At 53.0% G+C, this 26,310-nt stretch carries 26 protein-coding genes, 1 tRNA gene and 3 pseudogenes; 21 read left to right on the forward strand and 9 right to left on the reverse strand.

Going from position 1 to position 26,310, the window contains the following annotated elements; translation table 11 throughout:
- Positions 1-233: 233 nt before the first annotated feature.
- Together ACTBDZ_RS04365 and ACTBDZ_RS04370 are read right to left on the reverse strand one after the other, a co-directional pair.
- Positions 234-2,495 (reverse strand): VapE domain-containing protein, encoded by a 2,262-nt coding sequence (locus tag ACTBDZ_RS04365; RefSeq protein WP_438814394.1) that lies wholly within the window; start codon positions 2,493-2,495, stop codon positions 234-236.
- 21 nt (positions 2,496-2,516) lie between these two features.
- On the reverse strand, positions 2,517-2,771 hold the full coding sequence (locus tag ACTBDZ_RS04370; protein WP_438814395.1) for a helix-turn-helix transcriptional regulator: 255 nt from the start codon (positions 2,769-2,771) through the stop codon (positions 2,517-2,519).
- A 143-nt stretch (positions 2,772-2,914) separates the two neighbouring features.
- Here ACTBDZ_RS04370 and ACTBDZ_RS04375 point away from each other — a divergent pair, with 143 nt between their 5' ends.
- The 13 genes and pseudogenes from ACTBDZ_RS04375 (at position 2,915) to ACTBDZ_RS04435 (ending at position 11,910) form a co-directional block, all read left to right on the forward strand.
- Entirely contained in the window at positions 2,915-3,547 is a 633-nt protein-coding gene (locus tag ACTBDZ_RS04375) for a S24 family peptidase (protein WP_438814396.1), read from the forward strand.
- Positions 3,548-3,887: 340 nt separating this feature from the next.
- Positions 3,888-4,031, forward strand: coding sequence for a hypothetical protein (locus tag ACTBDZ_RS04380; protein ID WP_438814397.1), 144 nt, complete (start codon positions 3,888-3,890; stop codon positions 4,029-4,031).
- 8 nt (positions 4,032-4,039) lie between these two features.
- Positions 4,040-4,735 carry a hypothetical protein gene (locus ACTBDZ_RS04385; protein ID WP_438814398.1) on the forward strand — a complete coding sequence of 232 codons (696 nt, stop codon included), beginning with the start codon at positions 4,040-4,042 and terminating at the stop codon, positions 4,733-4,735.
- A gap of 3 nt (positions 4,736-4,738) precedes the next feature.
- Positions 4,739-5,977 (forward strand): DUF2800 domain-containing protein, encoded by a 1,239-nt coding sequence (locus ACTBDZ_RS04390; protein WP_438814399.1) that lies wholly within the window; start codon positions 4,739-4,741, stop codon positions 5,975-5,977.
- Between the two features lie 11 nt (positions 5,978-5,988).
- On the forward strand, positions 5,989-6,537 hold the full coding sequence (locus tag ACTBDZ_RS04395) for a DUF2815 family protein (RefSeq protein ID WP_438814400.1): 549 nt from the start codon (positions 5,989-5,991) through the stop codon (positions 6,535-6,537).
- 47 nt (positions 6,538-6,584) lie between these two features.
- Complete coding sequence (locus tag ACTBDZ_RS04400; protein ID WP_438814401.1) at positions 6,585-6,776, forward strand: hypothetical protein; 192 nt, start codon at positions 6,585-6,587, stop codon at positions 6,774-6,776.
- Positions 6,773-7,609, forward strand: a complete 837-nt coding sequence (locus tag ACTBDZ_RS04405) for an SPFH domain-containing protein (protein WP_438814402.1) — start codon at positions 6,773-6,775, stop codon at positions 7,607-7,609. Before ACTBDZ_RS04400 ends, ACTBDZ_RS04405 begins: the two co-directional genes overlap by 4 nt.
- 74 nt (positions 7,610-7,683) lie before the next feature.
- The gene (locus ACTBDZ_RS04410) at positions 7,684-9,750 is read left to right on the forward strand and encodes a DNA polymerase I (RefSeq protein ID WP_438814403.1); all 2,067 of its coding nucleotides are present in this window, start codon (positions 7,684-7,686) and stop codon (positions 9,748-9,750) included.
- A gap of 55 nt (positions 9,751-9,805) precedes the next feature.
- Positions 9,806-10,411, forward strand: a complete 606-nt coding sequence (locus ACTBDZ_RS04415) for a TIR domain-containing protein (RefSeq protein WP_438814404.1) — start codon at positions 9,806-9,808, stop codon at positions 10,409-10,411.
- 248 nt (positions 10,412-10,659) lie between these two features.
- Positions 10,660-10,864 (forward strand): annotated as a pseudogene (locus ACTBDZ_RS04420) (antA/AntB antirepressor family protein); the annotation flags it as partial.
- 45 nt (positions 10,865-10,909) lie between these two features.
- A complete protein-coding gene (locus ACTBDZ_RS04425; protein ID WP_438814419.1) occupies positions 10,910-11,401 on the forward strand; it encodes a phage antirepressor KilAC domain-containing protein in 492 nt (163 codons plus the stop codon).
- 6 nt (positions 11,402-11,407) lie between these two features.
- Positions 11,408-11,677 (forward strand): VRR-NUC domain-containing protein, encoded by a 270-nt coding sequence (locus ACTBDZ_RS04430; protein ID WP_438814405.1) that lies wholly within the window; start codon positions 11,408-11,410, stop codon positions 11,675-11,677.
- Positions 11,674-11,910 carry a hypothetical protein gene (locus ACTBDZ_RS04435; RefSeq protein ID WP_438814406.1) on the forward strand — a complete coding sequence of 79 codons (237 nt, stop codon included), beginning with the start codon at positions 11,674-11,676 and terminating at the stop codon, positions 11,908-11,910. The genes ACTBDZ_RS04430 and ACTBDZ_RS04435 overlap by 4 nt, the downstream gene beginning before the upstream one ends.
- Before the next feature lie 3 nt (positions 11,911-11,913).
- Here the strand turns inward: ACTBDZ_RS04435 and ACTBDZ_RS04440 are convergent.
- Positions 11,914-11,992 (reverse strand) — tRNA-OTHER (locus ACTBDZ_RS04440).
- Between the two features lie 9 nt (positions 11,993-12,001).
- A complete protein-coding gene (locus ACTBDZ_RS04445) occupies positions 12,002-12,472 on the reverse strand; it encodes a DUF1640 domain-containing protein (protein ID WP_438814407.1) in 471 nt (156 codons plus the stop codon).
- A 111-nt stretch (positions 12,473-12,583) separates the two neighbouring features.
- Between ACTBDZ_RS04445 and ACTBDZ_RS04450 the strand changes: the two genes are divergently transcribed.
- The 3 genes and pseudogenes from ACTBDZ_RS04450 (at position 12,584) to ACTBDZ_RS04460 (ending at position 15,060) form a co-directional block, all read left to right on the forward strand.
- Positions 12,584-13,369: a BRO family protein gene (locus ACTBDZ_RS04450; RefSeq protein ID WP_438814408.1), complete on the forward strand. Its 786-nt coding sequence runs from the start codon at positions 12,584-12,586 to the stop codon at positions 13,367-13,369.
- Between the two features lie 45 nt (positions 13,370-13,414).
- Positions 13,415-14,809, forward strand: a pseudogene (locus tag ACTBDZ_RS04455) (SNF2-related protein).
- Positions 14,806-15,060, forward strand: coding sequence for a pyocin activator PrtN family protein (locus ACTBDZ_RS04460; protein WP_438814409.1), 255 nt, complete (start codon positions 14,806-14,808; stop codon positions 15,058-15,060). Before ACTBDZ_RS04455 ends, ACTBDZ_RS04460 begins: the two are co-directional and overlap by 4 nt.
- Here ACTBDZ_RS04460 and ACTBDZ_RS04465 read toward each other — a convergent pair.
- Positions 15,055-16,143, reverse strand: a complete 1,089-nt coding sequence (locus ACTBDZ_RS04465) for a tyrosine-type recombinase/integrase (protein WP_438814410.1) — start codon at positions 16,141-16,143, stop codon at positions 15,055-15,057. The two genes, ACTBDZ_RS04460 and ACTBDZ_RS04465, sit on opposite strands and share 6 nt — an antisense overlap.
- Before the next feature lie 89 nt (positions 16,144-16,232).
- On the opposite strand from ACTBDZ_RS04465, the gene dusA reads away from it, so the two are divergent.
- A complete protein-coding gene (dusA, locus tag ACTBDZ_RS04470) occupies positions 16,233-17,273 on the forward strand; it encodes a tRNA dihydrouridine(20/20a) synthase DusA (RefSeq protein WP_438814411.1) in 1,041 nt (346 codons plus the stop codon).
- Between the two features lie 163 nt (positions 17,274-17,436).
- Positions 17,437-17,667, forward strand: coding sequence for an envelope stress response protein PspG (pspG, locus tag ACTBDZ_RS04475; RefSeq protein ID WP_438814412.1), 231 nt, complete (start codon positions 17,437-17,439; stop codon positions 17,665-17,667).
- A gap of 411 nt (positions 17,668-18,078) precedes the next feature.
- Here the strand turns inward: pspG and ACTBDZ_RS04480 are convergent.
- Positions 18,079-19,069 (reverse strand): annotated as a pseudogene (locus tag ACTBDZ_RS04480) (quinone oxidoreductase).
- Between the two features lie 116 nt (positions 19,070-19,185).
- On the opposite strand from ACTBDZ_RS04480, the gene dnaB reads away from it, so the two are divergent.
- Both dnaB and alr read left to right on the forward strand, forming a co-directional pair.
- Entirely contained in the window at positions 19,186-20,592 is a 1,407-nt protein-coding gene (gene dnaB / locus ACTBDZ_RS04485; RefSeq protein WP_438814413.1) for a replicative DNA helicase, read from the forward strand.
- A gap of 38 nt (positions 20,593-20,630) precedes the next feature.
- A complete protein-coding gene (gene alr, locus ACTBDZ_RS04490) occupies positions 20,631-21,710 on the forward strand; it encodes an alanine racemase (RefSeq protein ID WP_438814414.1) in 1,080 nt (359 codons plus the stop codon).
- Between the two features lie 42 nt (positions 21,711-21,752).
- Here the strand turns inward: alr and ACTBDZ_RS04495 are convergent, their stop codons facing one another.
- Together ACTBDZ_RS04495 and ACTBDZ_RS04500 are read right to left on the reverse strand one after the other, a co-directional pair.
- Positions 21,753-23,378 (reverse strand): amino acid permease, encoded by a 1,626-nt coding sequence (locus tag ACTBDZ_RS04495; RefSeq protein WP_438814415.1) that lies wholly within the window; start codon positions 23,376-23,378, stop codon positions 21,753-21,755.
- Positions 23,375-24,115 carry a metal ABC transporter ATP-binding protein gene (locus ACTBDZ_RS04500; RefSeq protein WP_438814416.1) on the reverse strand — a complete coding sequence of 247 codons (741 nt, stop codon included), beginning with the start codon at positions 24,113-24,115 and terminating at the stop codon, positions 23,375-23,377. The genes ACTBDZ_RS04495 and ACTBDZ_RS04500 overlap by 4 nt, the downstream gene beginning before the upstream one ends.
- A gap of 316 nt (positions 24,116-24,431) precedes the next feature.
- Here ACTBDZ_RS04500 and ACTBDZ_RS04505 point away from each other — a divergent pair, with 316 nt between their 5' ends.
- The gene (locus ACTBDZ_RS04505; protein ID WP_438814417.1) at positions 24,432-25,478 is read left to right on the forward strand and encodes a LacI family DNA-binding transcriptional regulator; all 1,047 of its coding nucleotides are present in this window, start codon (positions 24,432-24,434) and stop codon (positions 25,476-25,478) included.
- 6 nt (positions 25,479-25,484) lie between these two features.
- Here ACTBDZ_RS04505 and ACTBDZ_RS04510 read toward each other — a convergent pair whose 3' ends face one another.
- Positions 25,485-25,622, reverse strand: coding sequence for a hypothetical protein (locus tag ACTBDZ_RS04510; RefSeq protein ID WP_438814418.1), 138 nt, complete (start codon positions 25,620-25,622; stop codon positions 25,485-25,487).
- Positions 25,623-26,310: the final 688 nt, after the last annotated feature.

A 26,310-nucleotide genomic window follows, 5' to 3' on the forward strand; every position in this document is an offset into this window, starting at 1 on the left:
GTTACGGATGGTAACGTGGGGAGTACTCATGCTGATTGGTCTGCAAAAAGCAGTAATAAATTCAGAACTTCAGAATACCGTCAAGTCCCGAAAAAAGAAAAATCAGGTGCGGAATGACGGATATAAACTGGTAAAACGGACTTATACGATCACACACACATAAGAAGCAATAGGTGGATACGGTGGATACAACCTTTAAAATTCAATAACTTAAACTGTATCCACCTCCGCTTTTAGGTGGATACAGGTGGATACACTGCCGTCCAAACCTTCAGCACTTTGCCGTCAACACGACGCTGAACGCGCTTATAACCGCAATTTTGCAAAACATTACTAATTCGCATTTCTTCGCGTTTTCCGATATGGCTGGGATTTAACCCAATCGCATCACGCAGCACGTCACTAGTGCGTAAAAATTCGCAGTTTCGCGGAATGTCATTAGTCATCAGGTCGGGCGTGTCGAGCCATTTCTCTACCGTCTCCAGCCATGCATCCTTAATAGTGTACTGCTCATGGACACTCGCACCGAGGCGCTCAGCTTCGCAGAACTGGATGCCACCGAGGTGCTTAAACGTCTCTCGGGCCTCCGCCCACAGTAGTTCTCTGTTTCGCGCTATGGCATCCGTATCAACCATTTCGACGACGTCCACAGGCAACCAGCGACGGTTCCCGGTCTTGTCAGCAAGGAACTCGTCCTCATTAGATGACCCAAGGGGGATCCCTCGGCGCGCAAAGGTAGTTGTAAATTCGCGAAATTTTGGAACCCATTTATCGTGGGTACGTGTCACCCAGGCTTTGATTGACTCGAGATCTTTGGTGTTGAGTCCGCGCAATTCGCTTATTTCCGCTACCAGGCATCCGCGCATCTTGCGTGCAAGATCGTCGTCCTTATCAGCAAAAGATATGTCAGCAAAAAATTCAGGGTCTGGTGAGAGAGCTGCAATCCCAGCTGATTTACGCAGCCCCTGAGCACCAACCAGGATAGGCACCATATCGGCTTTGATGCCCGGCTCCAGCACCCTGCCCGCCAGCGCCGTCCACATGTACATGGACACCGCGCGCGTGTATGGCGTGTCGGCGGTACCGAAGTGCGTATGGTAGAAATATTCAATACGTGGCACACCGTCCCACTCCAGCCCGTTGAGCCATGTGGTAGCAGAATCGAAAGGCTGTCTTTTAGCAACCATAAAAACAGCATCGCGCATTAGCTCTTTATTGACCTCTTTGAAGCTACGCCGGGAAAGGATAACGCGGAGTTCGCTATAATCTTCATCGCCGAATGCACGCCAGCCGTTGGTTCCTTTTGGGGCCAACATAATTGCATCGCGGAAAATATCGTAACGAATTTCTACCCCCATAAAAGTAGGACGCAAAAGCGCTAACGCTACGTTGTCGATAATGGCTTCTATGGCTCCTTTATTGTCTCTTCTGAAAGGAGGCAACGGCGCAGGTTCTGCAACTTCGGTACTGGTCAGGTCTTCAAAATCCTCTACGCTGGCGGCAGAGGATAAGCGCATACGCTCTGCACCGGGATTTATCCAGCCTTCTTTCTGCGCACGGGTAAAGATGGCCTGATAACCGGTACGATCGGCAACGAGCTTCCCCTCATCCCAGCGGCGTTTAGCCTCTGCAATATCAGCAGCACTGCCGCCACCCGCAACAGACCATTCCAGCCACAGCTCTCTGGCCTGGTTTTCAAATTCGGTCCCGATAAACCACGCGAGACGACAGCCCATTGACGCCCAGGCGTTATGTCTGCTACATTCGGGTTGTGCATCGGCCAGCACAGGGGGATGCCACATTGCCGAACGCAGATCGTCAAAGGTCTCTTGGGTAACGTTATTCAGATCGACGAGGCGCGATAAATCATCGCCAGAGTGGTCGGATACGGGGCAGATCGGTAAATCACCCGCCCTTGCCAGCAGGATATCGACGGTAACAGGCGTACCGCTGAAACGGTCGAATATCGCGTTCTCGTCGGGTCCGTAGAGCATATGGTCAGGGTTATAGACGGAACGGTCCCAGCGGACAGGGTAGTCATCCAGCAGATTGATGCGGTCCATCAGCCAGTTTTCTACCGCCGGGCCAAGACATTTATATTCTTCTGGCGTAACCGAACGGTCAAGCTCCATGCAGATGCGCCAGCGCTGCTCACCCTTTACGGTTGGGTGCAGATGGCTGGGTGTTGAGTACGTGAAGCATGAGAAACAGGCCAGTGCATCGCGCAACGCCCGCCATGCCTCTTCATCACAGCCGTCCATATCAAGGAACAGCACATCGCGATCACCAGCATTGAGCGCATAACGACCAACAACAACATCCTTCATCGAATGCCAGATATAGGGCAGGCGTGCTTTTTTGGCGTACATCTGCGCCCGGGTGTCTTCCTGCGAGATGCCGATGGCAGTGCGAAGATCTTCAAGCGTGTCACTAAAACGCCTGAAGTTTTCGCACACCCCTGGCTTGGGGCGAACATCGCTGGCGTGCAGCCCCATTGAATACCGTATGGGCATGGGTCATTTGGCCTTGGTGGTGGATGTGGCGGGGACTTGGTGAAGGGTGTTACGTGCACCAGAAGCAAATACATCCTCAAAAGTGCAGTACGTCCCCCTACTATTAAACTCAGCTAAAATTCTTTTTGCGTTATCGACATTAAGTCTGCGTATACCTTTTTCATAGTGCGCAATAGCGCCTTGAGACAGTCCTAAAGCCTTGGCAAGCTCTAATTGGGACATTACTGATTGTTTTATAAGGCTTTTTATGTTGTTCATCGTAAACATCCTGTGATTCGAGAGATCAGAACACCACAAAAATACATTACGTAATTTTAAATCGCAAACAGGTATTACATATTGTATCTTCATTTAAAATTACGGAGTGTAATACTAATAACATGAAGCAAACGTGGAATGTATTGGCTAAAGCCAAAATGAAAGAAAAGGGTCTTTCGCAGGAAAGATTGGGAGAGATGCTGGGAAAAACTCAGGGAGCAATCGCTCACTGGCTTAATGGAAGAAGAGAGCCCAGTATCGAAGATATAGCTAAAATCATGGAGATACTTAACATACGCGAACTTAGTTTGCATTCAGATGCAACCGTGCAGGAAACTAAGCCGGATAAAATAGAATTCGTAGGCATGCTAAAGGAAGGGTCAGTCCCGGTGCACGGTGAGGCCGTTATGGGAGTTGACGGTGAGTTTGACATGCAAGAAAATCTCGCTGGCTATCTGCAAATATTTAGTCCGGACCCAAGAGCTTTTTCCGTTAGGGTAAAGGGCGATAGTATGTTTCCTCGAATAACATCAGGGGAGTTCGTTGTCGTCGAGCCCGGCTCTGCTGTATGCGCTGGAGATGATGTATTTGTTCGTACGACCGCCGGTAGAAATATGATCAAAAGACTCGGTTATCATAGAGAGGGTTCTTACCAATTGCTCAGTGTAAACCAACAGCACCCACCACTAACTATTGATGAAAAAGACATTGATATCATTTACTTTGTAGCCGCTATCGTAAAATCATCTAGATACGTAGAAACGATACCTGACTAGACACATTGAATAACATAGCATCTGTATACCAGCCCACATGCGTGGGCTTTTTTTTGCCCCCTTCAAAATAAATTACATTTCGTATTGACAGGGTGAGCTACTATTTGTACTCTTTTTAAAACAAAACGTACTATAGCTCTTTAACAATCTGGACAGGGCAGTCACACCCCGCAATTCAGTGGCCCGCTGAATGTCTTGGCTAACCCGTTAAAACCGGAATGCGAGACAGGAACGTGATGAGGGACATGTTTTTTGCTGCGTGTCCCTCAAGCAAATGTGAATTTATCAAGCGTCGGCCTTGGTCGCGGGCGCTTTATTAAGTTCGCTGAGGAGGATCACGATGCAACAACCAGAAAAAGTTAAAACAGCCCCGTTAGCCACTGCGCCGGTAAACAACGCCGTTCGCCGTCTGCACTACCTGCGCAAACGCGATGCGCTCGAACGAAACCCTAACGCTCACTTCCCCATCACCCTTTATATCTGAGGTACCTCATGAACCTTGAACTGGCCCTGAAAGAAAATACTGAGGCGATACACCTGCTCATTTCCGCCATGCAGGGCGGTAACACCTTGACCCCCGTTGCCTCCCCACAACCGAAAACAGACAGCAACCGCGCCAAAAAAGCGGAACAGGAAAACCCCCGTCTTGAGGATCAACCCCTGCCGGTAGCCGTTGCGCTGGCTGCGCTCTACGGTAACGAGGGCCGTTATCTGGACAGCGATAAACTCTCCGCCGCGGTTGACGTAACGGAAACGCTCAACGGCAAAGATCGCAATGAGCAGATTGACGCGCTGACGATGGCCCTGAAAGGCGTGCCGCGCGCACCCCAACTGCATGGTGAGGACGTATTCGATCTGGCCATTCAGATAATCGAGCATTGGGACACGTTGCCGGGGATCACCGAACGTCGCGAATACGCCGAATTATTGCTGGATACGCCACGCGATGAACGCGCAGGTGTTAAGCCGACAGTGGCCAAAAAGGAAACAGAGCCCACCGTTGGCGATACCCCGGAAGAGATTTTCGAGCGGGCGAGAAACCTGATTATGGAACTGACAACAGGCGGTTATCGTAACCAGGCGATAGACATCCTGAATAAGTTCGGTGCCCAGAAACTGGGGCAGGTGCCACAGGAAAGGCTGGCAGAGGTTGTAACGCTGGCAAAACAGGCGCTGGCGGAGGGATAAGCCATGCCAGATATCCACGCGAAACTTTCCCCCTCATCAGCTCACCGCTGGCTACATTGCAACGCGGCACTGGCAGCGGAGCAGTTTGAGCCGAACAAAACCACGAGTTATGCCGAAGAAGGCACAACAGCGCATCATCTGGCCGAAACGATTCTCCGTAACCGGCTGAAACCTCAGTCAAAAGCCAGTCCTGTCCCACAGGTCAGCCAGGAAATGGTTGATAAGGTGGGAGAATACGTTGAAGCGGTCTGGACGCTGGCGCAGCAACCCGGCGCGATACTCTTGGTAGAGCAGAAATGCGACTTCTCTCACATCGTTGGTATCCCCAATCAGTTTGGTACATCGGATGCGGTCATCATCATCGGTGATGAACTCCAGATCCACGACCTCAAATACGGTTATGAGAAAGTGGATGCGTTCGAAAACCCCCAGCTCATGCTTTACGCCCTCGGGGCGCTGGAGCAGGTCAGCCTGATTGCCGACATCCATCGTGTACGGATGTTTATCCACCAGCCCCGCATAAACCACATCAGCGAATACGAATGCAGCGTACAGAATCTGGAAGAGTTCGGGCAAAACGTAAAAGCGATCGCCGCCGATGTGCTGCAACTGGCAGACGACGCCGGGGAAAACGGCCCGGATGTTATCCCTGCTTCGGCCTATCACCCTGGTGAGAAAACCTGCCGCTGGTGCAAGCGGCGGGGTAAATGCCAGGCGCAAGCGGAGTATGTGTCGGCTGCGCTGATGAATGATTTCAGCGAGATATCCGACCCGCCGCCGCTGGCGGACGCACTCACCACTGCCCGTCAGAAGCTGGCTGAATCGGATGGGAAATGGCTGGGCGAAACGCTACCGCTGATTGACCATATCGAAAGCTGGTGTAAAAACGTCCGCTCAGCCGCATTTAACCTGCTGCAAAATGGGCACCCCGTATCCGGCTATAAACTGGTTCAGGGCAAACAGGGGAATCGCATCTGGGGTGATGAGCGCGAAGCGGAAGCGCTTCTCAAATCGTTCAGGCTGAAGGGCAATCCGATTTACACGCATAAACTGATCGGCCCCAAACAGGCCGAAAACCTGCTGAAAAAAGACAATCCGCGCCGTTGGGCAAAAGTCGAAACCCTGATCACCCGCCCTGATGGAAAACCCGCCATGGTGCCAGAAGCCGATCCGAAACCGGCATTAATTATCAATCCCGTAAACGACTTTGACGATGTTGAAGCCGCTGAATCCCTCATTTAAGGAGCATCACGATGAAAGTAAAACTGAATAACGTGCGTCTGGCCTTTCCTGCGCTGTTCGAATCAAAAGCCGTCAACAGTGAAGGTGAACCGCGTTTCTCCGCTGTTTTCCTGCTGGACGCCAGACATCCTCAACTTAATGAATTTCGTAACACGATGAAACAGGCCGCAAAAGAGAAATGGGGCGAGAAGTGGGAACCCCTTTACAACCAGCTGGAGAAGAAACTTAACCTCTGCCTGCATGACGGCGATGAGAAAGTCCAGTACGAAGGGTTTAGCGGGAACTACTTTATTAGCACCAGTAACAAGGCGCGTCCCCTGGTGGTCGACCGCGACCGCTCGGCGCTGACCGCCGCGGACGGTAAACCCTATGCGGGTTGCTACGTTAACGTCACCCTGGACATCTGGGCGATGGATAACAAATTTGGTAAGCGCATTAACGCTTCGCTGAGCGGCGTCCAGTTCCTGCGTGATGGCGATGCGTTCAGTGGCAGCGGCGTGGCAAGCGTCGACGACTTCGAGCCCATCACCGAAGGCGCTGACGCGGAAGCGTTGATTTAAACCCACTCACCACCCGGCCAGGTGCCGGGTACTTTCTGAGGTACCGAATGTTAAAAGTCTATACCCGGCTGGTCGCAATATTGACCATTGCCGCGCTTGTTTATGGCTTTCTGGTTCCGGCCCTCATATCCATGAAGGACACGGTTGCCGTTATATCCGGCTTCGTGCTGGCGTTTACTACGCCGCCGTGCCTGTTCGCCCTTTTCAAAGGCCTCTTGATGACTAAGGAAAAGAAATGAAGAAACTTATTTTTGCTGCCGTCCTCACCGTGTCGGCGCTGGTGCTGACGGGTTGCGAACGCGCCACCGTGCCCGCGGGGTATGTTGGTGTAAAAGTAGATCTCTACGGTGACGAAAAAGGCGTCCAGCAGCAGGAAGTGGGCGTGGGTAAATACTGGTTAACTTGGAACGAAGACATTTACCAGTTTCCCACGTTCAACCAGCTACACAACTACGACCAGCCATTCACTTTCCAGACTGCTGACTCAATGGATGTGAAAGCCCGGATCGGCGTCGAATATTACGTCGATCCGGATAAGGTGACCAAAATATTTCAGACCTACCGCAAGGGGGTGGACGAAATCACCGAGGTCAACCTGCGCCAGAACATCAGCGACGCGCTGATCAACCACTCTGGAAAGATGGATATCAACTCGCTCGCCGCCGGCGGTAAAACGCAGTTACTGGAGCTGGTCACACAGGATCTGAAATCCAAGCTCGACCCCGTCGGCATCAGGATTGTAAAGCTGTCATGGGTCAGCGACCTGGACTACCCACAAAAGGTAAAAGAGTCCATCAACGCGAAAATCGAAGCCACCCAGCGCGCCTTGTTGCGTGAAAATGAAATCGCGCAATCCAAAGCTGAAGCACAAAAAGCCATCGAACAGGCTCGTGGAGAAGCGGAGTCCACAATGCTACGGGCTAAAGCAGAAGCCGATGCGATTGCACTACGCGGGGAAGCATTGCGCAAAAATCCAGAAGTGTTGCAACTTGAGGCGATTGGAAAGTGGGACGGCACACTGCCGCAATATATGACCAGAGGCGCAGCAACCCCCTTTATCCCCCTTAAATAATTAAACACCCGGCCCAAACGCCGGGTGTTTTGCAACAAGTAACCCTTTTCGCAAAACACCCGCAAGGAACAGCTATGCAAAAACTCTGGTTAGACCTTGAAAAATATAGCGAAATTCCAATTAAAAATGGGGTTCACGCATATGCTGAACATGCAGAGATTATGCTGTTTGCCTGGGCGATTGACGATGCGCCGGTGAATGTTTGGGACTTGACTTCCCGTGCGCCCATCCCCCTAAAATTAGCTTCTGCACTAAAAGACCCCGAAGTTCTTCTATATACTCACAATTCACATTTCGACCGCACGGTATTAAATCACGCCATGCCGGGTGTAGCAGCCGGTGGCGTTGAGCGCTGGCGGGATACAATGGTCAGGGCGTTGGCGCACGGCCTGCCGGGATCTCTGGGCGATCTGTGTGACATTCTCAGTGTTTCGCAGGATAAAGCCAAGGATAAGGCTGGTAAGCAACTGATCCAGCTATTCTGTAAGCCTCGACCCAAAAACAGCGCTATTCGCCGCGCTACCGCCAAAACACATCCTGTCGAGTGGCAGCGATTCGTTGAGTACGCCGGGCTGGATATTGATGCCATGCGTGAGATCGACAAAAAGCTACCTGCCTGGAATTACTCAGGCCAGGAACTGGCGCTCTGGCACCGTGATCAGCGTATCAATGATCGCGGCGTATTCATGGATGTCCCCCTCGCAGAAGCAGCGGTGACGGCGGTTGACAGTGAACAGAAGGTTCTGGCCAAACGAACGCGGGAACTCACGGACAACGAGGTGCAAGCGGCAACACAGCGTGACGCCATGCTGAAACACATAGCAGAAGCCTTTGGTATCGAACTGCCCGATATGCAGGCCAGCACCTTGCAGCGCCGGGTTAACGATCCTGATTTACCGTTTGAACTCCGCGAACTACTCGCTATTCGCCTACAGGCCAGCTCCACCAGCACCAGCAAATACAAAACCCTGATGAAAGGCGTCAGCCGCGACGGACGCCTGCGCGGAACTCTGCAATTTTGTGGAGCGTCGCGTACCGGGCGATGGGCCGGGAGATTATTTCAGCCGCAAAATTTACCCAGACCAATGCTAAAACAAGCCGAGATTGATTTTGGTATTGAAGCACTGAAAGCCGGGTGCGCCGACCTGCTTTACGACGATGTGATGCAGTTGACCAGTTCAGCGTTGCGCGGCTGCATCATGGCCCCTGCGGGTAAAAAACTGGTGGTATCTGACCTTAGCAACATCGAGGGGCGCGTACTGGCGTGGCTCGCGGAAGAAGACTGGAAATTACAGGCGTTTCGTGATTATGACGCGGGCACTGGACATGACCTGTACAAGCTGGCTTATGCACGGGCCTTTCGTATAAACCCTGACGATGTCTCAAAAGACCAACGCCAAATCGGTAAGGTCCTCGAATTAGCTCTGGGGTATCAGGGAGGGGTCGCCGCTTTCCTGATCTTTTCTGTCGCCTATGGGCTTAATCTGGATGAACTGGCGGAGATCGCCCCGCCTGAGATACCCGCATCGATACGATGTAAAGCGGTCGAGTGGTGGGAAATTTCTGAGGAAGAAAACAATACCTTTGGGCTATCCAGAGCCGTTTTTATCACCTGCGATTCGCTCAAACGACTGTGGCGCAATGCACACCCTGAAATAACCGCTTTCTGGTATGAACTGGAAGATGTCGTCCGGCGCGCCATTGCCACACCCGGCATAACCATTTCTTGTCGCAAATTAAAGCTTCGCCGCGACGGAAGCTGGCTACGTATTCAGCTTCCCTCTGGCCGGGCGGTCTGTTATCCCGGCGCACGTATCGACGACAGCGGAAAAATCAGTTATATGGGCATCAATACTTACAGCCGGAAATGGCAACGCCTGCAAACCTACGGCGGCAAGCTGGCAGAGAACGTAACCCAGGCTACCGCCCGTGATGTGATGGCCGCGAATATGCCCCGAGTAGAAGACAGCGGTTACGACATCATACTGACCGTGCATGACGAAGTGCTGACCGAAGCCCCCGACATTGCTGATTACTCCCACGGACATCTGAGCACCCTGCTCGCAACTAACCCCGCATGGGCTTTAGACCTGCCACTGTCTGCTGGCGGTTTCGAAGCCTGCCATTACAGAAAGGATTAGCGAGCAGGGTCATTGCTGATTAATCAAATATTTCATAGTTTATAGGAACGGAATAATGCAGGACCTCAATGAAATGGCACTCAAATACCCACATCCCCTTGATGCTTTTCCCCAGTTTCTGGCTGATTGCGGTTTCGATATCACTGGCGATGAAGTCAAGGCAGGTCACCGTTGTTATCGGTTGAGCAACGGGGCAATCGTTAACCTCTATCAAACAGGGACTATCCAGATCCAGGGGGTACCACAAGCAAAACCTGGGGTTGAAACCCTTATTAATGAACGGCTAGGCACGGCACCCGCTCAGCGAGCTGATGTGCCAGCGCCCAAAGAACCCGCTAAAAAAATTTTTATCGTGCATGGTCATGACCATGCGGCAAAGGAGCAGCTTGAACTCATATTGCATAAGCTGGGACTCCCCGATCATTTCATTTTGCAAAACACGGGTGGCACTGGCCTGACGATTATTGAAGAACTTGAACGCGAAATGGGTCAAGGTCAGACAGCAACGCGTTTTGGTATTGTCCTGCTGACGCCAGATGACATGGGTTACGCTAAAAGAGAAGGGGAAACCGGTATTCAACCCCGCGCACGGCAGAATGTTGTTCTGGAAATGGGGATGCTATTATCGTCTCTCGGGCGAAGTAACGTGATCATTCTGTAAAAACAACATCTTGAACAACCTTCTGATGCCGCTGGCATTCTCTATCTCAATTTTAACGACCATGTCCGGGAAACGGTTCCCCGTTTGATTCAACGTTTAAGACAGGTAGGATTTACATTTAACGAAGCGCAAGTAGCAAACACATCTTCCTGACATCTCGCCGAATTTTACAACGCCACTAATCACTCATCCCGCCCCGGTATCGTGCCGGGGTTTCATTAATCACATTGACTTGTGAGGACCTTACTATGTCTAAAGAACATCAACTGATTGCCATCGAAACCAATAGCATCAATGGCGAAGCCGTCCAGACGGTCAACGCCCGTGACCTTCACGAATTCCTGAAGGTCGGCAAGGACTTCTCCAACTGGATTAAAGACCGCATCAAGCAGTACGGATTTGTCGAAAATATCGACTATGTAATTGTTGATAATTTGAGCTCGCCAACAACCGCTCAAAGATTACGCCATCAGCATCGACATGGCGAAAGAGCTTTCGATGGTCGAGCGCAACGAGCAAGGTAAGGAGGCGCGCCAGTATTTTATCCAGTGTGAGAAGCGCATCAAGTCCCTGCCTGCCTATCCCGTTCAGATGCTCAACGACCCCGCAGCCATGCGCGGCATCCTGCTTACCTACACCGAAAAGGTTATCGCTCTTGAAAGCAAAGTTGAGGAGATGGCCCCAGACGTGAAAGCCCTGCACCGCATCGCAAAATCTGACGGCGGCATATGCATCACCAACGCTGCCAAGGAGTTGCAGGTACGCCCCAAAGACCTGTTCGCCTTTCTCCGTGAGCGTGGCTGGATTTATCGCCGCGTTGGCGGAAAGAACTGGATGGCCTACCAGAGCAAAATCCAGTCCGGCCACCTCGAGCATAAAATCTCGATTATTCCCTGTGACGACGGCACTGACAAAATCCGCGAGCAGGTGTTGGTGACCCCCAAGGGACTGGCGAAGCTGTCTCAAACGTTCTGCCTCGAATCGGCATGATGACAAATGACCTACATCCGTGAATCCGCCATCGAAAAACAGTTGATAGCGGAAGTGAAAAAGGCTGGCGGCATCGCATACAAGTTCGTGTCACCGGGCAGGCGGGGTGTGCCAGACCGCCTGGTGGTACTCCCCGGAGGCCGGGTGCTGTTTGTAGAATGCAAGGCACCGGGGCAGAAAGCCCGCCCTGCCCAGCAGCGCGAACACGCCCGGCTCAGGGCGCTGGGATTTACCGTGGTGGTACTGGACAGCAAAAATATGGAGGGTATTCAATGAAACTGGATAACGCACGGGTGCTGACCTTCAGACACCCCAATATGGGCGAGGTCGTCGCCATCACCAACGGCGGCGAGAGTATCGACGATGCCCGCTATCTGGTCAGTCTGAGCAGGCAGCCTAACGAGGACTGGGAAACGCAGACGCTCAGGGCGGTGATTGGGTATATGGCGGAAGACAACAGGCGGCTGCGCAAACAGGTTAGCCGCCTGACGCGGGAGGGGGGTTACTGAAAGTGGAGGGTCGAGCAGGACTCGAACCCGCGTCCTTACGGTTTGATAACACGTACGCTCTTCCAATCTGAGCTACCGACTCAAAGAGTAATTAATAACCGAACAACCGCATAATCATTTCTTTAAATAAAAAACCCAAAGCGGCAGCAACCAAGAACCATTGCAGACGGTCGAATTTTATTTCCAGCCTATCAAAGCGCTTTTCGGAAAAATCTAGCCGTTTGTCCAGCTGTTCAAAGCGTGCCTGCATCTGAGCTTCGTTCTTCTCGAAACGTGCCTGCATCTGAGCTTCGTTCTTCTCGAAACGTGCCTGCATCTGAGCTTCGTTCTTCTCGAAGCAAGCAGCCATATCCTTGCGAACGTCAGCGATATCGCGCTTCACTTCGGCAATATCTGCAGACAGGTCTTTGCGCACATCGTCGAGATCGCGCTTTGTAGCAAGATCTGCTACTTCGTGTGATTTTCGCACAACAAGAGATATCGCCTTGGCCTGGTCCTTCGGCAACCCGGCGTTTTCCAGCGTTTCTACGAACTCTTGAGTATCAAATGCAACCTGGACCATAGGGAAATCCTCCTGTGTTAAGCCAAGTGTAAGCGATCTGAACACCAATCTGCAAAATTTTACCCGTTAGCACTTTGATAACCACATCCGTTTAATTATGGAGAAATTGTTATGACCAAAATTACCAAAACACAACTCATGCTTTTTAAGTCTGCTGATTCAGATATCGAGCTACAGGGAACGCTCTACCAAGGCAAGCCAGTGTTCTTCGCGGTCGAACTGGCGAAAACTCTTGGGTATAGCGACCCACATCAGGCATTAAATAAGCACTGTAAGTCATTGATTAAGATTGATTCCGTCGAAACGACGGAATTGAATTTAGGCTTTTATCCGAAAGGTATCATTCTTGCGCCAGAGTCTGACCTCTACCGCCTGATATTGAAAAGCAAGCTCCCCTCTGCCGAACGTGTGCAGGATTGGGTATGCGAAGAAGTTTTGCCAGCATTGCGCCAGCAAGGCAGCTATCAGTTGCCTCAACACCCAGTACCCCAATCATTCTCCGAAGCATTAATGCTCGCCGCCGAACTTGCAAAGAAAAATGAATTACTCACCGATGAACGCGATGAAGCCATCCGCACCAAAGCGCAGATCAGCGAAAAACGGGAAGCCACCGCCTGCCAGCGTAATGCTGTTTACCAGCGCATCGCCAATAAGGCGATAAAAGACCGTGATGAAATGGCCGCGCTTTTAGGTGCCAGCAAGGAATATGCGTCAGTCCGCTCAGTGTGGCGCGCCACAGGTACCTGGTACAGCTACCGCCAACTCACCACATGGCAGGACGAGCATGACGCCATGGAATCGTTTTACTGGGATTCAAAAATTGACGCGCGCGTATTGTGCTATCCCCGCGATGCATGGCTGGAAGTCTACGGCGTAGATATAGCGAAACTCTTCTGACAATAAAGCGCGGAAATTAATCTGCGCACTATCTGGAAGGCGGCAATGAAAAAAGTATTCATCCCTCGTCCCTACCAGCATCTGATTATAGACCACGTTATGACGTCGCCACGCAATAACGTGTGGTGCGGTATGGGGATGGGCAAAACCATTTCAGCGTTAACAGCAATAGAAGATCTCTTTATGTGCGGGGCCGAAACCCAACCGGTGCTGGTTCTCGCCCCGCTGCGTGTGGCACGGTCAACGTGGCCAGATGAAGTCGATAAATGGAATCACTTACGCAACATTGAGATGCAGCCGATTGTCGGCACAGTCAAAGAACGGCTGGCTGCGCTGCAAAACACCAATGCCAGCGTGTATACCACCAACTACGATAATTTGGTCTGGCTGGTTGAAACGCTGGGGGATCGCTGGCCGTTCGGTACAGTGGTCGCAGACGAGAGCACCCGGCTAAAGTCATTCCGGTTACGTCAGGGCGGCAAACGCGCAGCGGCGCTGGCGAAAGTCGCGCATAAACACGTACACCGCTGGATGAACCTCACCGGTACGCCTGCACCGAATGGCCTGATCGACCTGTGGGGCCAAGCATGGTTTGTTGATCAGGGTCAGCGCCTGGGGCGTACCTTTGGCGCATTCACTTCTCGCTGGTTCAACAACATTCAGTTTCCCGGTCAGCAGTGGTAAAAGCTGGAACCACGTCCCTTTGCGCAGGAACAAATGCAGGCAGCGCTACGTGATGTAACTATCTCGCTGGATGCCGCCGACTGGTTTGTTATTGAGGAACCGATCCACAACGTGATCCGCGTACAGATACCCGAAAAAGCGTGGCAGCAATATCGCGAAATGGAAAAGGAGATGTTTCTGGAACTGGACGGCACCGACATCGAAGAGCAGAACGCCGCCGCTAAAACGGTGAAGTGCCTGCAAATCGCCAGCGGCGCTGTTTATACCGACGACAAAGGTACCTGGTCAGAAATCCACGACGCCAAATTACAGGCGCTGGAAAGTGTGATTGCCGAATCTGGCGGTATGCCTGTGCTGGTTGCCTACCACTTTAAAAGCGATTTAGCCCGTTTGCTGAAAGCCTTTCCAAAGGGTAAACAGCTTGATTCCGATCCGCAGACGCTGCGCGACTGGAACGCCGGAAAAATACCTGTCCTTTTTGCTCACCCAGCCAGCGCAGGCCACGGCCTGAACTTACAGGATGGCGGCAACATCCTGGCGTTTTTCTCTCACTGGTGGGATCTGGAACAGTACCAACAAATTATCGAACGTATAGGGCCAACACGCCAGATACAGGCAGGGCATAACCGTCCGGTCTGGATACACCACATTATCTCAGCTGATACCGTAGACGAACTGGTAATGCAGCGGCGCGATTCAAAACGCGAAGTGCAGGACATCCTGCTCGAAGCCATGAAGAAGCGAGGTTTGAAATGAATACTATGTTTTTGCTGATGGCTGAATTCAACACTGCAACCATTCCACTTTCTGATATCTCTGAGCGTTTTTTTGGGATGAAACCAGCGACAGCCGAAAGTAAAGCAGGGGCCGGTAAACTTCCGATTCCTACGTTTCGCATCGGGGACACTCAAAAGGCTCCGCGCATGGTGCATGTTAAAGACTTGGCCGATTTTATTGACCAGCGCCGTATCGCGGCGGCAAAAGAATTAAAACATTGTTCATCATGAACGTTGTTTTGATAGCTCATCAAAGCGCTGATGCAGGCTATTGGGGTACAGCTCCCTGTAGACCTGCCACAACACATTCAAAGAACGGTGCCCAGTTACCTGAGCAACCTCCTCTATACTAAACCCTGCCTCAAAAAGCCGACTAGCCCCCTCCCGCCTCAGGTCGTGGTAGTGAAGGTCTTCGATCCCCAAAGCAGAACGCACCCGCTGAAACCCCGCAGTGACAGATTTCGCATTGTAGGGAAAAATCAGTTTTGATTTCTTCGGTTGTCGCTGAACGATCCTCCAGGCATTTCCCAATAACGGAACCATCATGTGATTACCGTCTTTCTTGCGCGGGTCTTTCCTATCACGGACTAGAACCGCCTTTTGTTTCTCATCAATATCATCCCACCGAATACGGCATACCTCGCCAATTCGCATACACGATAAAATAGAAAAATTGAGTATATCTATGAACGGAATCGCCGCAGATCGGTGATCTTGGCGTGCCCGTAGTCCTTCCTCAAGTCGTGCCAATTCATCACCAACAGGACGACGACTTCGCCGCTGCGATTTACCAACCACTCCCATATTAACCAGCAGCACACGTGCTTCAGCGACTGGATTCGCAGTGTATTCGATACCAAAAATAGGTTTGGCAGAAGCCAGAACGGATGATAGATAGCTCAAATCATGAGAAACCGTTGCAGGTCCAGCCCCTGCGCCAGCACGCAAGCGCCCATGCTCAATCACATCATTTACGGACAGGTCGGCTAGTTTTATCTCTGCAATGTCACAGTCCACCAGCATGTTGAGAACATAATTCTTTGTACGCCCAGCTTTACCGCCCAAGTCCGGATCGCTGATGTACTTCACCAACAATTGTCGCACACTGATTTGGTTTGCATCTGAATCGGACGGGACACCACGTTCGTCAAGTTCAGCTGCACGACGTGTACCCCATGTTTTCGCCAGCGCCAATTTTCCAAACGTTTTACTTTCGCGGTAAAGGTGTTTACCCTGCTCTTTCACACCCACGGTACAACGGTATCTTACCGTTCCATCTGCGCGGGGTCGTTTAACAATCGTAAAGTACGCCATTTCGTTATTTTCTCCGCATAGCAGGACACCAAAACGAGGAGTCCTGCATGGTGTCCCATAAATGCAAAAATATAACGAAATCGATAAAAATGCACGAAAATATGACAGAAACAAAAACCCACAGAAACAGTGTAATACCTGCTAATTCCGGCAATCACTGCCTCAACCGCTTCTCCATCGCGCCGATGCTCGATTGGACCGACCGCCATTGCCGTTATTTCCACCGCCAACTAACCCGTCAAACGCTGCTGTACACCGAGATGGTCACGACCGGCGCCATTATCCACGGCAAGGGTGATTATCTGGCTTACAGTGATACCGAGCATCCGGTGTCGTTGCAGTTGGGCGGCAGCGATCCTGCCGCGCTGGCGCAGTGCGCACAGTTGGCAGAGCAGCGCGGCTACGATGAGATCAATCTCAACGTCGGCTGCCCTTCGGACCGCGTGCAGAATGGACGCTTCGGTGCTTGCCTGATGGCAGAAGCCGAACTGGTGGCGGACTGCATCAAAGCGATGCGCGATCGGGTATCGATCCCCGTTACGGTGAAAACCCGTATCGGCATCGACGATCAGGATAGCTACGCTTTTCTGTGCGATTTTGTTCACACCGTGGCCGAGCGCGGCCAGTGCGATACCTTTATTATCCATGCGCGCAAAGCCTGGCTTTCGGGCCTGAGTCCGAAAGAGAATCGCGAGATCCCACCGCTGGATTATCCGCGCGTCTATCAGCTCAAGCGCGATTTCCCGGCATTGACCATCGCCATTAATGGCGGTGTAAAAACGCTGGAAGAGGCAAAAACCCATTTGACACAGCTCGATGGGGTGATGATGGGACGAGAAGCCTATCAAAATCCCGGCCTGCTACTGGATGTCGATTCGCAGCTGTTCGGTATTGATGCACCCGCCGTCAGCCCGTTTAGCGTGGTAGAAGCGGTGTACCCTTACATTGAGCATGAACTGACCAACGGAACCTATTTGGGCCATATCACCCGCCATATGCTGGGCTTGTTCCAAAGTATTCCCGGCGCGCGTCAATGGCGTCGTCATTTAAGCGAAAATGCCCACAAACCCGGCGCAGGCATCCCGGTGGTGGAAGCGGCACTGGCGCTGGTACGTGATCGCGCAGTATAAAAAACACCAACAGTTAGTCAAAATAGCCACAATCTATTGCCCACACCGGCATTCCCTTCTGATAAATCAATACGTTATCAGAAGGGGAAGGTTGGCATACTTCTTGTAATACCTCCCGCAGAACGCGCCGTTAGTACGGCACACCTAACTGAGGAGAAGAATCATGCTGGAGTTTTTGTTCGTTGTGGGCTTTTTCGTGATGTTAATGGTCACCGGGATTTCACTGATTGGCGTACTGGGCGCACTGGGCGCACTGGTCATTGCTGCCGTGGTCATGCTGGTGGGTGGGCTGATTGTTACCGCCATCAAAGTACTGCCCTGGCTGCTGCTGGCGGTGGCGATCGTCTGGCTGTGGTGTTACTGGCAGCAAAAACCGCTGCGTGATTACCGCTGATGCCACGCGTTGTGACGGCAGCAGCAAATACCGCTTCTGAGCACCACGATCCCCGGTAATTTACGCCAATTTTGTGCGCCAGCAGATATTTTTTCCCCTAAGCCGCTGTTAGGATGGCGGCTCTTGGTCACTATGACAGCCTCCATGTAGCAAGGCGGTTTGCGTAACCGGTAACACGCACAGGACACGCAGCCTGCGCAAATCAATAAAAAATGATTTCATCCGCGTCAGAGCATCATCATCCAAAAAAATTACGCCTCGATGTGCTGACGTTCGCCACGCTGTATCCTACCATACAGCATGATGAAATATCAAAAAATAATGCAGCAACAAGGACCCCGTTTGGGGCCCTTACTTTTTATTTACGCTGACCACCTACTATTACCATTACGACAGATTATAGCGGCTCACTTATCGTCCTGGGATCAGCAGGCAGGAACCATGCGTCTGACGGCTCTCCAGTGCGCGATGCGCCTTTTGCGCTTTCGACAGCCCGAAGATCTGATTGGCAGAAACATCTACCTTGATAGCGCCGCTGGCAATCAGCGAAAACAGCTCGCTGCTCGCTTTATCCAGTTCTGCACGATTGGTCACATAGCCAAACAGCGATGGACGCGTCACGTAAAGCGACCCTTTCTGATTCAGAATGCCCAGGTTCACGCCGGTCACCGGGCCGGAAGCGTTGCCGAAGCTCACCATCAAACCGCGACGTTGCAGGCTGTCGAGCAAGGCTTCCCAAGTGTCTTTACCCACCGAGTCGTACACCACGGGCACCTTCTGCCCATCGGTTAATTCCAGTACCCGCTGCGCAATGTTCTCACTGCGATAGTTGATGGTCGCCCAGGCACCCGCCTGGCGCGCCAACGCCGCCTTGTCATCTGACCCGACCGTACCAATAAGTTTCGCGCCCAGCGCCTTGGCCCACTGGCAGGCGATTCAGGCCAACGCCACCGGCGGCCGCGTGGAACAGGAATGTCTCACCGGACTTAATCTCATAGGTTTCACGCAGCAGGTAGTATACCGTCAGCCCTTTCAGGAACGACGCCGCACCCTGCTCAAAGCTGATAGCATCCGGCAGATGCGCTACGCGATCCGCCACCACATTGTGCACCGCACTGTAAGCCCCCAGCCCCGCTTGCGCATACACCACGCGATCGCCGACCTGAAAACCGCTTACGCCCGCGCCGACTTTCGCCACCACACCCGCCGCCTCGGTGCCCAGCCCAGATGGGAAGGCCTGTACCGGATAAAGCCCACTGCGCACGTAGGTATCGATAAAGTTGATCCCGACAGCACGGTTTTCAATTTGTATTTCACCTACAGCCGGTTCACGCGGGGTAAAATCAACGTACTCCAGCACCTCAGGGCCGCCGTGGGCGCTGAATTGAATGCGTTTCGCCATGTTTTCTCCTGATGCAGTCCGGTGCGATAAACACACGGGCGCGTTTTTATCACGTCAGTTTCGTATACAATGCCTCCTTATGGAACGACAAATCAACCAATAAAGAACGTAATCCCATGGCAGAAAAGCGCACCGCACCCCCATCGAAACAGCCCCGCGACCGACAGGTGGAAGGGTTAAAGCTTCCGCCCCACTCGCTGGAAGCGGAACAGTCGGTTCTGGGCGGCTTGATGCTCGACAACGAGCGCTGGGATAACGTCGCAGAACGCGTCGTCGCCAACGATTTCTACAACCGCGCCCACCGTCTGATTTTCAGCGAAATGCAGCGGCTGTTGGAATTGAACAAGCCCATCGATCTCATCACCCTGTCCGAGTCGCTGGAGCAAAAAGGCGAACTGGACACGGTCGGTGGTTTTGCTTATCTGGCAGAACTGGCGAAGAACACCCCCAGCGCCGCCAATATCAGTGCCTACGCCGATATCGTGCGCGAACGGGCGGTGGTGCGTGAGATGATCGCCGTTGCCCATGAAATCGCCGATGCGGGTTACGATCCACAAGGTCGCAGCAGTGAGGATCTGCTGGATCTGGCAGAATCGCGCGTGTTTCAGATCGCCGAAAACCGCGCCAGCAAGGATGGAGGCCCAAAAAGTATCGATCGCATTCTGGAAGATACCGTCTCACGCATCGAGCAGTTGTATCAACGTCCGCACGACGGGGTAACCGGCGTTTCCAGCGGCTATCAGGATCTGGATAAAAAAACCGCCGGGCTGCAAAAATCGGATTTGATCATCGTCGCGGCGCGCCCCTCAATGGGAAAAACCACGTTCGCCATGAACCTGTGCGAAAACGCCGCCATGATGCAAGAAAAGCCCGTGCTGATCTTCAGTCTGGAAATGCCCGGCGAACAGATCATGATGCGTATGCTGGCCTCGCTGTCACGTGTGGATCAAACCCGTATCCGTACCGGGCAGTTGGATGATGAGGACTGGGCGCGCATCTCCAGCACCATGGGCATTCTGCTTGAGAAGAAGAACATGTATATCGATGACTCTTCCGGCCTGACGCCCACGGAAGTGCGCTCCCGTGCACGCCGTGTTTTCCGCGAGCATGATGGCCTCAGCCTGATCATGATCGACTACCTGCAACTAATGCGGGTGCCCGCCCTTTCGGATAACCGAACTCTTGAGATCGCCGAAATTTCCCGTTCTCTCAAAGCATTGGCAAAAGAATTGCAAGTGCCTGTGGTCGCACTCTCTCAGCTTAACCGTAGTCTGGAGCAGCGAGCGGACAAACGCCCGGTCAACTCCGACCTGCGTGAATCCGGCTCTATCGAACAGGATGCCGACCTGATTATGTTTATCTATCGTGATGAGGTTTATCATGAAAACAGCGATTTGAAAGGCATCGCTGAGATTATCTTGGGGAAACAGCGTAACGGCCCTATCGGTACCGTTCGGTTGACCTTCAACGGGCAATGGTCGCGTTTTGATAATTACGCCGGTCCACAATACGATGATGAATAAATAGCGCACCTGAGCGGGCAGCGCTAAGGACAGTAGAAATGAAAACGGCAACCGCCGTCATCAGTCGCCGCGCATTGCGTCACAATATGCAGCGCGTGCGCCAGCTAGCGCCTAACAGTCGGCTGGTCGCCGTCGTCAAGGTCAATGCATACGGCCACGGCGCAGTGGAATGCGCCACCACCCTTCAGGATGCCGACTGCTTCGGCGTCGCCCGACTCGCGGAGGCGTTGGCATTGCGCCAAGCGTGCATCACCAAACCCATCCTGCTACTGGAAGGGTTTTTCTCTGCCGATGACCTTCCCTTACTGGCGCAGCATCAATTGGAAACCGCGGTGCACAGCGTCGAACAGTTGGAAGCATTGGAGCAGGCTGATTTACCGCATCCCCTTACCGTGTGGATGAAGCTGGATACTGGCATGCACCGTTTGGGTGTCCGTCCTGATAAGGCAGAAGCGTTTTATCAACGGCTGACCCAGTGCTGCAATGTGGTGCAACCGGTGAATATAATGAGCCATTTTTGCCGCGCCGATGAGCCTGAGTTCAATACCACTCTGAAACAGATCGCCTGCTTTGATGCCTTCGCTGAGGGAAAACCGGGCGCGCAATCTATCGCGGCTTCCGGCGGTATTCTGCTGTGGCCACAGGCGCACCGCAATCAGGTACGACCGGGGATTATTCTCTACGGCGTATCACCACTGGCCACCGAAACTGCAGCACATTTTGGACTGCAACCGGCCATGACGCTCACCTCACATCTGATCGCGGTGCGCGAGCACAAAGCGGGTGAAGCCGAGGGATACGGCTGTATCTGGACCAGCGAGCGCGATACCCTGCTCGGCGTGGTCGCGATGGGGTATGGCTATGGCTATCCGCGCTCAGCACCGTTTGGTACACCAGTACTGGTCAATGGCCGTGAAGTGCCATTGGTGGGACGCGTATCGATGGATATGTTGACGGTCGATCTGGGACCCGATGCACAGGAGCGGGTGGGCGATGAGGTGATATTGTGGGGAGATGCGCTGCCCGTCGAGCGGATCGCCGCACACACCAAGATCAGCGCTTACGAGCTGATTACCCGTGTGACACAGCGCCTGACGTTGGAGTATCTCGACGATTAATGAGTAAGAAAGGCGTACCGCAAGGTACGCCCTTCCCATCAATTACACGTCACTGACTACGATATCTGCTGGCGTGCGGTTACGGTTCTTCACCCGATAAGCCACAGCCATTGCCACCAGCCACACAGGAATCAACCACACCGAGATCTGGATACCGGGCGTAATCGCCATGATCACAAGAATACCCGCCAGAAACAGCAGGCAAATCACGTTGGTCACCGGATAGCCCCAGCTTTTGAAACGCGTTTCCTTTGCGGCCACTTGCATCGCATGGTGGAACTTGAGGTGTGTAATGCAAATCATCGCCCAGTTGATCACTAACGCGGACACCACCAGCGCCATCAGCAGCTCAAACGCTTTGCCCGGTATCAGGTAGTTCAACACCACGCACAGCCCAGTTGCCAGCGCCGATACGCCCAGCGCGTTCAGCGGAATACCGCGTTTGTTGATGCTCAACAGTGCGCGAGGTGCGTTGCCCTGTTTAGCCAAGCCAAACAGCATACGGCTGTTGCAGTAGACGCAACTGTTGTACACCGAGAGCGCCGCAGACAGCACCACCAGATTCAGCACGGTCGCCACCACGTTGCTATCCAGCGCGTGGAAAATCAGCACAAACGGGCTGCCGCCTTCCACGACTTTCTGCCAGGGGTACAGCGACAGCAACACTGCCAACGCGCCCACATAAAACAGCAGAATACGATAAATAACCTGATTGGTGGCACGCGGAATACTTTTTTCTGGCCGATCGGCCTCAGCCGCAGTGATCCCAACCAGTTCAAGACCGCCAAAGGAGAACATGATGACCGCCATCGCCATCACCTCTCTATACATGCCGCCCTCAGCGCCGAAGGCGACCGAGAACGCGAAAAACAGCGTGGCGGTCAGGATGATGGCAGGCCCGGCGGGCAGTGAGGCATAGTAGGACCACAGGAGGCCGATAAGGCTGGACGCGATGCCCACCAGCACCGAGACCGCCAGCATGACGGGCAAGCGAGCTGTCCAGAAACGGGCGCAGGTCGCGGGTAGCATCATCATGCCGACCGTCATCAGCGTGCCCAGCAGTTGAAACCCAGCCACCAGATTGAGCACCACCAGTGCGAGAAATAACGCGTGGATCAGCGTGCGTCCTCGCGGTGAGGCGAGCTGCATAAAGGTGGTATCAAATGATTCGATCACCAGCGCACGATCACGATAGAGACATGCCAACAGCAGTATTGAGACCGAACAGATCAGGCCGATATCGATCAACGCGCCGCGATCGACCGCCAAAATTGATCCAAACAGCACGTGCAACAGATCAACGCTGGAGCCGCGCAGTGACACTAACGTCACACCGAGCGCCAGCGAACCCAGATAGAGCCCGGCGAAGCTGGCGTCCTCTTTTAACGCCGTGTTACGACTGACAAAACCGGAAAGCAGCGCCACGATCAGCCCGGCGATAAACCCGCCGGTCCCCATTGCCAACAGCGACATGCCGGAGAGCAGATACCCGATGGCGACGCCGGGCAGCACCGCGTGCGACAGCGCATCGCCGATCAAACTCATGCGGCGTAGCAACAAAAAGCAACCCAGCGGCGTGGCACTGAGCGTGAGCGCGATACATCCCACCAGTGCGCGCCGCATAAACCCGAACTCCACCAGCGGTGAAAGGAGACTTATTGTTATCATAATACCGCCCTGATCCGCGCCTGCGTGCCCTGGGGTGCGGAGTGTGCCGAGGTGAATATATCGTGGGTTGCGCCCCAGCGATGGCCAGCGGCGCTGAGCTGTAGCACCAGCGGAAAATGGCGGTCGACAATGTCACGATCGTGCAGCACCGCCAGAACGGTGCATCCTTGCTGATGACGTTGGTGCATCAAGGCCAGCAGAGCCTGTGTTGTTTCGGCATCAACACCGGTAAACGGCTCGTCCAGCAGTAGCACCGGGGCGTCCATCAACAGCAAGCGGGCAAACAGGACGCGCTGTAGCTGACCTCCCGATAAATGGCCGATAGGACGGGTGGCGAACGCGGTCATCGCAACCGCCTCCAACGCGGCATACGCGTTACGCAGCCAGAGGCTATTGAGGCCACCGAACAGGCCGCGCTGCGGCAGGCTGCCCATCAACACCAACTCCATGACGCTCAACGGAAACTGGCGATCGAACTCCGACAGCTGTGGCAAATAGCCAATGCGCGGCACGGCGTTGCCATCGTGCGTCAACGAGCCTGCCAAGGGAGGAATCAGTCCGGCAAGGGTTTTTAACAGAGTCGATTTGCCACTGCCGTTTTCACCGACGATGGCCGTCAGTGAACCTGCGCTGAAGCTGCCACTCAGCGTGCCAAGCGGTGAAGATGCGGTGTAGCCGAAGGTGAGGTTGTGCAGCGCGATCATGGTAGCGATACCGCCCAGGCGACCAGTGCCCATAACAACGCCAACAGCGCCAGCGCAATGCTGATACGCGCCCAGACGGAAAGAGAATAGAAGCTCACTCGCGAGTGCCATACAGAGAGAAATTTATTGATATGTTATAATATAACAATTTAAATGCCAGCAGAAAGACGTAAGAGAATGTGACATGGCGGCTTTGGCCCTTGTCTGCGTGCAAATGTTCTTATGGTTGTTATTGCGTTAACCTTCGACAGTGTAGAGATAAGCGATAGGAAAGGGGGGCTGATGCGTTGAGTGATTTCTTGCTAAAACCGTCTATCGTGAGCCTCGCAAACACAGGGATGAAGGAACAATGGCAACATTAAAGGATATCGCGGAGTGTGCAGGCGTCTCTATCAGTACGGTTTCTCGTGTATTAAATGGTACTGCGCCGATCAGTGCCAAAGTCAAACAGCAGATATTGGCGATTGCCGCTGAACAGGGCTATCCGCTGCATAAATTGGCGAAACCGGTGGAAGAAGCCTTGGATCCCTTGCGCCATGTTTTGTTGGCAGCGCCACGCAACCTGATGCTGGAAAGTGATTACAATCTGGTTTCTCTGTCATTGATCAATGCGCTCAAAACCTTGTGCGCGCAGCGTAATATCCGACTGCGCCCCTTTCCCTCGGAGCATGAAGCAATGATGGAAGATCAACTGATTACATCGCTGCAAAGTGTGCGGCAAAGCGGCATTGTGATCGTCAATGACGAGCGTATCCCCTTGTTGCAGGCGGTGGTGAAAAGTGGCGTACCTGCCGTGCTGATCAACGGTGAAGATCCCGCTATGTGTTTAAACCGCGTCACGCCTGCCAACTATTCCGCCGCGGCTTGCGCTGTTCGTCATCTGATAGAACACGGGCACCGGCGAATTCTGCATTTGACCTGGTCGTCTTGCACCACGATCAAACAGCGGGAGCGCGGCTACCGTGATGCCTTGCTGGAGGCGGGGATTGCTGTCGATGAGTCACTGATTCTTTCTTTGCCTGATTTCCACCCCCTTACCGCGCGCGATGCCATGCTGAGCTGGCTTTCCGCACACCCTGACTGCCTTGGCGTGACCGCGGTTTTTTGCGCGGCGGACAATCAGGCGGTGGGCGTGGTGGATGCGCTGGCACAGCGTGGTATCCGCGTTCCGGATGATATGTCATTGGTGGGAATGGATAATATTTTGCCGCTGGATATGCTGCCGGTATCACTGACCACGGTCCACTTGCCGTTTGATGCGGTTGCCAGAGCCGCACTGCAACTATTAACGCAGCAGCTCGTGCCTGCACAGTCACTTGGGGTGACACAGCATGTGGAATTGGCCGGGCATTTGGTGGTGCGAGAATCGGTAAAACGTCTCAACGCACTTGCCTGATGTTCGCTAAAATCGTGCTATGGTGGCCGCGACCAGCGCATCTATTGCCAGACGCAAGCGGGGCAACATTACGGGTGTTGCCCGCCATAAGGCATGAATCGCCAGATGTCCGGCAATGACATCGTCCAGCACGCTCACCAGCAAGCCGCGCTCAAGTTCCTTCTTGACTCACCAATAGGGCAGCCTGCCGAGACCATATCCCGCCTTGATGGCGTTGACGGTCAACAGTGCGCCATCCAGTAATAAACGGCTGTTCGGTGTCATCACCCGGTGTGTTTTGTCAGCCAACTGATGAAATGGTGGGTAGGATCAGTTTCGTCTTCGTATCGTCTGACGGTTCGCTTTCCCGGAATTGTTCTGGCAAGCAAGGGCGCAGCATGCGTGCACTTCACCCTTACGTGGCGGGTTGTGCTGGGAAACGATTAAGCGGAAGCAGATACAAACGGAAAACACACGGGAGAAAAAAAACAACCCTGTATACCTGGACCTAGCGCCCATTGGTCTGCAGCGGTTAAATAGGTTTGGGGTGGGAAATTTACTGATATTAGCTCAGACCTGACAGTGACAGCGAAAAGCAGAAGTTAGTCTTACACAACTATGATTAGTTTTGTAGGAATATATCAAAAAGCGAATGGTTTAGTTTGCCGAGAAACTTGCTTTATAAAGAAGATCTTAGCACGTTATAATTGAATGTGTTTATGAAAACATCTAACCGTCATTCCGCACCTACTTTAAGAATAAATTCGACGGTATCGCTCGCCGAGAACATCAACGATGGTCTTGTGAACAGAATTGAGGTTGGATACTTGTGGTGGTCTGTCACCAATACTGA

This window comes from Symbiopectobacterium sp., assembly GCF_051710365.1.
In the GTDB taxonomy this organism is placed as follows: domain Bacteria; phylum Pseudomonadota; class Gammaproteobacteria; order Enterobacterales; family Enterobacteriaceae; genus Symbiopectobacterium.